Raw genomic sequence first — 6,383 nt, 5'->3', positions numbered from 1 at the left:
GAGAATGTTTTCGCGCGCACTGGTCGAGATATTCTGGATCGCTCTTTGTCGGGCTATGCGCCCGACCTTGGATATCTCTCGCATAGAGAAGCAGGCGCCAAGTGGTTGAAAGATGTATGGGAGGCATTCCGCCTGAACTCCGAAACCACCGGATACCCACGGGGCGGAGACGCCGGCTTCGGCGGCGGCTTCTTCGCTCGACAGGCCTGCCGCCACTCCCCGCCAGAACCGGCAAAGGTTTCTCACGCTGCCACACCGTGGCCGACCAGGCGAGGATAATTTACGCTGCGTAGAGCGTTCCGATTTCCGTCTTCCCGTAGCCATAAACACCTCCTGGTTCGAGGTGTTGCGGCGAACGGTTGAATCTGCCCTGCACTCCGCGATCGGAATGGTGCACGAGACCCCCAGGAGCAGGCCGGCGATCGGTGATGGCGAGGGCCTCAATGGCAAGGCTTGCTCTGAGATGCGTATCCAGCGCCCTCCCGACCACCCTGCGGCTAAAGGCGTCAGGCACAACGGCAAGGAAAGCAAACTCCTTAGCCAGATGCAGGAAGGCGACATCGGCAACCCATAGCTGGTTGACCCCAGTAAGGATCATGCCCCTTGCAAGGTTCGGCACGACTTGCCAACCATGCCTCGAGTTCGTCGTTCCAGGAACAAAGGGGCGCGTGCGCAGGCACAGCAGATTGTCTTCACGCATGATGTGTAGAACGCACTTGTGGTTGACTTGCCACCCCTCCCGACGCAACAGGGCTCCGAACCGGCGGTAACCCTAGTGCGCGTTGCCGAGAGCCACCTTTTGAATGAGATCGCGCAAACCTGTCTCGGCCCGACGCGGGCCGAATCTAGCCAATGGCGGTAGTAACTCGCGCGACTGATGCCAGTGAGCCAGCACATTCGAATTTTGAATTCGCCTTGCGACAGGCCGGTCGTCATCTTTTTCGATGACTTTGAAGATCGCGTTTCGCCAGGAGCGCTGCTCCTGCGCTGATCTTCCTCGAAGTGCCGCAAGGCTTCGCGAAAAAAATCGAGATCGAGCTGCTGTTGCCCGACTTTCTGCTCCAACTCCTTGATCCGGCGCCTGGCCTTGGTCAGTGCCTTTTCCTGAGACGTCGGCAGATCAACTGAATTCTGCGACTGCGAGGCCCCGCCTAGTCCTGCTGTCGATCTGGCCGGCCGGCCGGGCCGTCGTGACTTCAGATCGCCATATAGCCTCAGGTGATCACGCCACTCGCAAAGTCATTGACGACTGAGCCGACCTCATCTGCCAACTTGCTGACGTTTTCGCCAGCCTCTATGCGCTGGAGAAGCTCCAGTTTTTGGTCCTCCTGAATGAGTCTTGCCGCCTGGCCATGCCCCAGTTTCCTCTCCTGCGGGGAAACTGTCCGCGATTTTCCTTGTCTCAGTCTGGGGTGCACTCCACCATTGTCCGGGAATCCCTGTCGGGCTTTTGCGAAATGCCCAGTGAGACGGCGCAGCCAGAAAAGCCGGCGCGTGGGCTGGTCGGAGTTCGAGACCCCGACGGCGCGCTTCCCCCTGCCAACTCCGCGCATCACTCGAACTTGGGCGCAAGCATGGATATGACGCGGGTTACTCCCGGGAAGAGCCGGGTGCGGGGGATCGTCTCCCAGGATGTGGATGCAATGGGGCGAGCGGCGAAGGTGTGGCATCCTTCGGCGCTGTTGGATCCACCATCAGAAGGAGGCACCCGATGTCGCAGTCTTTTGAGGCAGGCCGGATAACACGATCGTCGCCGTCATCGAAATGAGCAAGGCGATGTGGCTGATTGCCGCGCTTGTTCCGGGTTTCAAGCGCCAGCCGCTGAAGAAGATTGATGCCGACGCGCCATCGTTGTTGAAGCTGCCGCAGGAACTGGCGCGACAAAGCCGGCTAGGCCGGGCATCCAATGAAGCGGATCGCCGTCACTTATGAGGCAGCCGACGACGGCTTCTGGCTGGCGCGCTGGCTGCGGGCGCGCGACATCGAGGCCTATGCCATCCACCCAGCCAGCGTTGCAGTGTCGCGTGAGCACCGGCGTGCCAAGACCGATCGGCTCGACACGGAGCTTTTGATGCGCGCTTCCTGGGCTGGCTGCGTGGCGAGAAGCGCCATTGCAGTATGGCGGCGATCCCGACGCTCGACGAAGAGGACGCGCTGAGGCCGACCGCGAGCGGCAGACCTTGGTCGGTGAGCGGACGCGGCTCATCAACCGCATCAAGGCGATTCTCGCCCGCTTCGGCATTCGCAGCTTCCGCTTGAGCCTGCGCTATGCGGCCGACAGGCTCATGGCGGTTTCGGCCGTCCGTTTGGCCGCCTTTCGAAGCCAGTGTTTGAGCTTGGCGAAGAACTGTTCGATGCGGTTGAGGTCGGGTGAGTATTTGAGCAGGAGAATGAGCTTGGCCCCGGCCTTGGGGATGGCGTGACGCACGGCCTTGCCTTGTGCGAGCCGAGATTGATGGGGTGGACGCCCCCTCACGGCATCGCTGTGCCAAAGTGGTGTCGTTGATCATCACTTGAAGGGAGGCGTCCATGTTGGTAGTTAGCACAATCGGATTGGATCTGGCGAAGAACGGGTTCCAAGCGCACGGTTCGGACGTGTCGGGAGCGGTGCTGTTCAGGAAGAAGCTTCGCCGCGATCACGTCCTTCGGTTTTTTGCTGCTCAGACGGCCTGCACCGCGAGCACGAGCGCCAGAACGAGGCCGACCGCTCGCTGCTGGACGAGCCAGCGCAGGAGCGCATCAGCACGCTGGCCTCCGATTTCCCGCGCGTCTGGAACGACGAACACACCGGTGCCGTCGAACGCAAGCGCACGCTCGGCCTTCTCATCGAAGACGTGACGCTGATCGTCAACGCGCAGGTCAACATCCATATCCGCTGGCGCGGCGGTCGCACCAGAGCCTGTCTGACCAGACCGCGGCCCATGTCAGTGATACGCAAGACGCCGGCACAGGTCGTGGCGTTGATCAATGAGCTGCTGGAGACCGCCAATGACCGGCAGATCGCCGCCCGTCTCAATGAACTCTGGCGCAACTGGTGCGGCGAACCCTTCAAGCTGAAGAAGGTCATGCTCGTGCTCCGCACCTATGGACTGAAGAGCCGGTACGAACGGCTGGGGAGAGCGGCATGATCACCGGCGAGGAAGTAGCCAAGCAGCTTGGCGTGTGCGTCTCGACCGTTCACTAACTCGGGCGAAAGGGCATTCTCAAACGCCATCGATACGCCACCAACCATCGATACCTGCACGAACCACCGGGCAACGTCAGACTCGAAAAAGGCGCCGGCAGTCGATATGGTGGTCGTCCGCCCAGATTAATTGTCGCTCAACAACTCCAACAAGGTGCATCGTGATGCATGCTCCTGGTGCACGCCCGATAGGGAGTACAGGTCCGCGGCGTGAAGCCCAGTAGCGGGCAAAGGCGTGCAACCGCGCGTTGAACCTCACCTCGCCTGATACCGCATTATGGTGCTCGACCAGCGCCTTCGCATTGTCGATCACGACTTCCGCCGGAACGCCCCCTAACCGCAGAAACGCGCCCTCCCTCCCTTCGAACCAGTCGGCCTGGCGTTCTGATGACTCGGTGCAGTCTCAAAGCGAACCGTCGCGCGCTTCTGCGCCGTTAGCTTCCGGCGCCAATGACGTACCCGACGCTACACCGAACGCGGCTGATAATGATCCCATGTTCATCGGCCAATTCCTGGCGAATGAAGTCCGCGTTGTCGTCGTGGCGGAAAAAGAGCTCCCGCAGCCAATCATCAAGCCCGGCGAGCGCCGACACGCGCGGGCGACCCCGATAAGCAATGACACCGCCTTAGCGAAGGTAGCGGCGAACCGTATTGCGCGTGCAACCGTTTCTTTCGCGATCCGTTTGGCGCCCCAGCCGCATTGGTGCAGGCGCACCATCGACACGACTTCCTCCGCCGGCGGCATCGTCTCCCTGCGTCGTCCTCAACAATGCAGGAGTCACAAAAATCTCGGTCGTCATCTATCCTTCCTCTTATCCTTCCTCTCAGAATGAGAGGGGATCAGTTCCTCGTGTGGGCCAGGAGGAATTGTGCATTCGTCTGACATGGCGCATACAGTCTCCAGGACAAATCAATATCATCCAGAGACTCACACATCACACCTCTGCGAACACCACGCTACGGGAGGTCCCCTCGCCGGTTCGAAAGTTCGGGAAGGAGACTTGGCCATGGATCCACGCTTTATCGGGCGCCCCGAGCCCTTTACTGTCCTTATGTGTGTTCCGCCGTCTCAGACCGTGAGGCTCACGTTGTAATCGGTCAGGAAATTCTCGAGGGCCAGGATACGCTCTACCCCCCTGCGATTGTCGGTCGCATCGAGCAACACGCAGGACCTGTCGACGGACAGCAGCGGTGCCACTGCCGCATTGCGATCATTCAGCAGCGCGGTGAACCGGGCGCGAAGCATTCTATCATAGGTCGGATCCTGCACTTCCGGAAGTGCGCTCTTGACTCGCTGCACCACCGACTGCGGCAGCAGATCCGCGGTGGCCGCCCTCAGCAGACTCTTCTCGCGCCTGTCGAAAGTCTTGTGGCTCCATGGGGTGCCGAACACGTATTCAACGAGACGGTGGTCGCAGTAGGGGACCCTCACCTCGAGACCCAAAGCCATGCTCATCCGGTCCTTGCGGTCAAGCAGCATCGGCAGGTAACGCGTAAGAAAAAGATAGCAGACCTCGCGCATGCGACGCTCGTGCGGATCGGCCGAGGCCGGCCCGGTCAGGGCCGGTACTTCCGCAAGTGCCCTGCGGTACTGCTCGTCGAGGTGGCCGGGTAGGTCGAGTTTCTCGACGAGGCCGGGGTCTAGGGACTGCAGTGCGAGGTTTTCGCTGAGTTCGTACCAGGGAAACGTGTCGGCCTGAATGCGCGCGGGATCGTGGAACCACGAGTAGCCGCCGAAAAGCTCGTCGGCCGCCTCTCCGGACAGGGCCACCGTTGAGTGTTTCCGGATTGCCCGGAACAGCAGATAGAGCGAGCTATCAATGTTGCCAGAGGTCAACGGCAGGTCCCGTGCATGGAGGGTGGCGGCCCGCACACTCGGGTCCATGAGTTCGTCCGCCGACAACGTGATATCCGTGTGGTCGGTGCCAAGGAACTTCGCAACCTCCTGCACGTATGGCCCGTCGGGCGTGGGGCGCCCCGGGCCGGGGGCAAAGTTGTCGGTGTAGCCGACGAAGTCGAGCGCGAAGGACCTGATCCGTTCGTCGCTGAAGTGCGCGGCCAGTGCAGTCATGGCCGAGGAATCAAGCCCACCCGACAAAAGCGTGCACAGCGGTACGTCGGCAATGAGCTGCCGCCGGATCGTTTGATCGAGCAGCTCGCGGACGCGCTGGACGGTGGTAGGCACGTCGTCGGTATGACTGCTGTCGGTGAGTTGCCAATAGGTCATCTGCTGGATGCCGTCGCGGGTCACGCGGACAATATGGCCGGGCCGTACCTCACGCATGCCGCGGAGCACGGTGTTGTACGGGTCAGCGATGGAGCACAGGGTGCGGCGAAGCCCATCGGCGTCCATGGCGGGTTCCGCGAGACTATTGGCGAGGATCGCCTTTGGCTCGGAACCGAACAACACTCCATGCTGGGTGGGATAGTAGTAGAGCGGCTTGATCCCGAGTCGGTCGCGTACCAGAAGCAGTTCGCGCGTGGCGGTGTCCCAGAGTGCGTAGGCGAACATCCCGTTGAGTTCGCTCACCGCGGTGCGGGGGTCGCGGCGGCCCCACTCGCGGTGGGCGTGCAGCACCACCTCGGTGTCACTGCTCGTGTCGAACCGACGGCCTAAGGCGGTAAGCCTTTGACGAAGCTCGCGGTAGTTGTAAGTCTCACCCGTGTAGACGAGGACTAATGCGGGTCGGCCGTCCTCCTGGAGCATCATCGGCTGGCGACCGCCTTGGACGTCGATGATTGCTAGGCGGCGATGTCCCAAGGCAGTGGGCCCGTCGATCCAAGTCCCCTCGTCGTCTGGACCGCGACAGGCCATGGTGGCTGTCATGTCGGCAATCTCTCTTCGCGCGTCGGGACCTCCTAGGTCACGATCGAAATCAATCCATCCACAGATGCCGCACATTTCTTTGGCTCCTTGCCTTGGGTAACTATTGCGCAACTTCGGGCACCCGGGAGACGGCACCCCGCGAATACGTGACAATGCTTCATCGCCGCCGCATCGGCTCAACTCTGACGCGACATTCTCCTTTTGGCGTTTGACTATATTCTGTCTCAACGCAAGGGACGTGCCGACTGAGAACACGTCCAGCACCGTCTCGCCTTCTGATCATCGGCGGCTGACTGCCCTGATCAGCGACCGCAACAATCCGCAGAAGTATGTCTGGCGTGCCGAGATCGTGCTGTTGAGTGCCGATGGTGT

General features: G+C 61.2%; 6 protein-coding genes and 4 pseudogenes. 4 read left to right on the top strand and 6 right to left on the bottom strand.

Going from position 1 to position 6,383, the window contains the following annotated elements; translation table 11 throughout:
* Nucleotides 1-280: 280 nt before the first annotated feature.
* Nucleotides 281-700: a DDE-type integrase/transposase/recombinase gene (locus RFM41_RS33775; RefSeq protein WP_347344043.1), complete on the bottom strand. Its 420-nt coding sequence runs from the start codon at nt 698-700 to the stop codon at nt 281-283.
* Nucleotides 674-760, bottom strand: a pseudogene (locus RFM41_RS34155) (IS3 family transposase); the annotation flags it as partial. The gene RFM41_RS33775 and the pseudogene RFM41_RS34155, both read right to left, overlap by 27 nt.
* 1,004 nt (nt 761-1,764) lie before the next feature.
* Between RFM41_RS34155 and RFM41_RS33770 the strand changes: the two are divergent.
* Both RFM41_RS33770 and RFM41_RS33765 read left to right on the top strand, forming a co-directional pair.
* Complete coding sequence (locus RFM41_RS33770; RefSeq protein ID WP_320319352.1) at nt 1,765-1,932, top strand: hypothetical protein; 168 nt, start codon at nt 1,765-1,767, stop codon at nt 1,930-1,932.
* Nucleotides 1,907-2,158, top strand: a complete 252-nt coding sequence (locus RFM41_RS33765; protein ID WP_320253479.1) for a hypothetical protein — start codon at nt 1,907-1,909, stop codon at nt 2,156-2,158. The genes RFM41_RS33770 and RFM41_RS33765 overlap by 26 nt, the downstream gene beginning before the upstream one ends.
* Before the next feature lie 123 nt (nt 2,159-2,281).
* On the opposite strand, the pseudogene RFM41_RS33760 reads toward RFM41_RS33765, so the two are convergent.
* Nucleotides 2,282-2,454: pseudogene (locus tag RFM41_RS33760) on the bottom strand (transposase); the annotation flags it as partial.
* Between the two features lie 75 nt (nt 2,455-2,529).
* On the opposite strand from RFM41_RS33760, the pseudogene RFM41_RS33755 reads away from it, so the two are divergent.
* Nucleotides 2,530-2,658, top strand: a pseudogene (locus RFM41_RS33755) (IS110 family transposase); the annotation flags it as partial.
* A gap of 2 nt (nt 2,659-2,660) precedes the next feature.
* Here RFM41_RS33755 and RFM41_RS33750 read toward each other — a convergent pair.
* Nucleotides 2,661-2,870, bottom strand: coding sequence for a hypothetical protein (locus RFM41_RS33750; protein WP_320253482.1), 210 nt, complete (start codon nt 2,868-2,870; stop codon nt 2,661-2,663).
* Between RFM41_RS33750 and RFM41_RS33745 the strand changes: the two genes are divergently transcribed.
* Nucleotides 2,835-3,128 (top strand): hypothetical protein, encoded by a 294-nt coding sequence (locus RFM41_RS33745; RefSeq protein ID WP_320253480.1) that lies wholly within the window; start codon nt 2,835-2,837, stop codon nt 3,126-3,128. The genes RFM41_RS33750 and RFM41_RS33745 overlap by 36 nt on opposite strands.
* A 229-nt stretch (nt 3,129-3,357) precedes the next feature.
* On the opposite strand, the pseudogene RFM41_RS33740 reads toward RFM41_RS33745, so the two are convergent.
* Together RFM41_RS33740 and asnB are read right to left on the bottom strand one after the other, a co-directional pair.
* A pseudogene (locus tag RFM41_RS33740) lies at nt 3,358-3,984 on the bottom strand (helix-turn-helix domain-containing protein); the annotation flags it as partial.
* Between the two features lie 269 nt (nt 3,985-4,253).
* Nucleotides 4,254-6,086, bottom strand: coding sequence for an asparagine synthase (glutamine-hydrolyzing) (gene asnB, locus RFM41_RS33735; RefSeq protein ID WP_320253481.1), 1,833 nt, complete (start codon nt 6,084-6,086; stop codon nt 4,254-4,256).
* Nucleotides 6,087-6,383: the final 297 nt, after the last annotated feature.

The sequence above is a fragment of the Mesorhizobium vachelliae genome, assembly GCF_033977325.1.
In the GTDB taxonomy this organism is placed as follows: Bacteria; Pseudomonadota; Alphaproteobacteria; order Rhizobiales; family Rhizobiaceae; genus Mesorhizobium; species Mesorhizobium vachelliae.
The sequence above is the reverse complement of the archived record's forward strand: the minus strand, read 5'-3'. Positions and strand labels throughout refer to the sequence as shown.

Bases quoted from the DNA above. Each gene is read 5' to 3' on its own strand.
- RFM41_RS33775 (WP_347344043.1), bottom strand. From the start codon at position 700: ATGCGTGAAGACAATCTGCTGTGCCTGCGCACGCGCCCCTTTGTTCCT.
- RFM41_RS33765 (WP_320253479.1), top strand. From the start codon at position 1,907: ATGAAGCGGATCGCCGTCACTTATGAGGCAGCCGACGACGGCTTCTGG.
- asnB (WP_320253481.1), bottom strand. From the start codon at position 6,086: ATGTGCGGCATCTGTGGATGGATTGATTTCGATCGTGACCTAGGAGGT.
- RFM41_RS33750 (WP_320253482.1), bottom strand. From the start codon at position 2,870: ATGGATGTTGACCTGCGCGTTGACGATCAGCGTCACGTCTTCGATGAG.
- RFM41_RS33770 (WP_320319352.1), top strand. From the start codon at position 1,765: ATGAGCAAGGCGATGTGGCTGATTGCCGCGCTTGTTCCGGGTTTCAAG.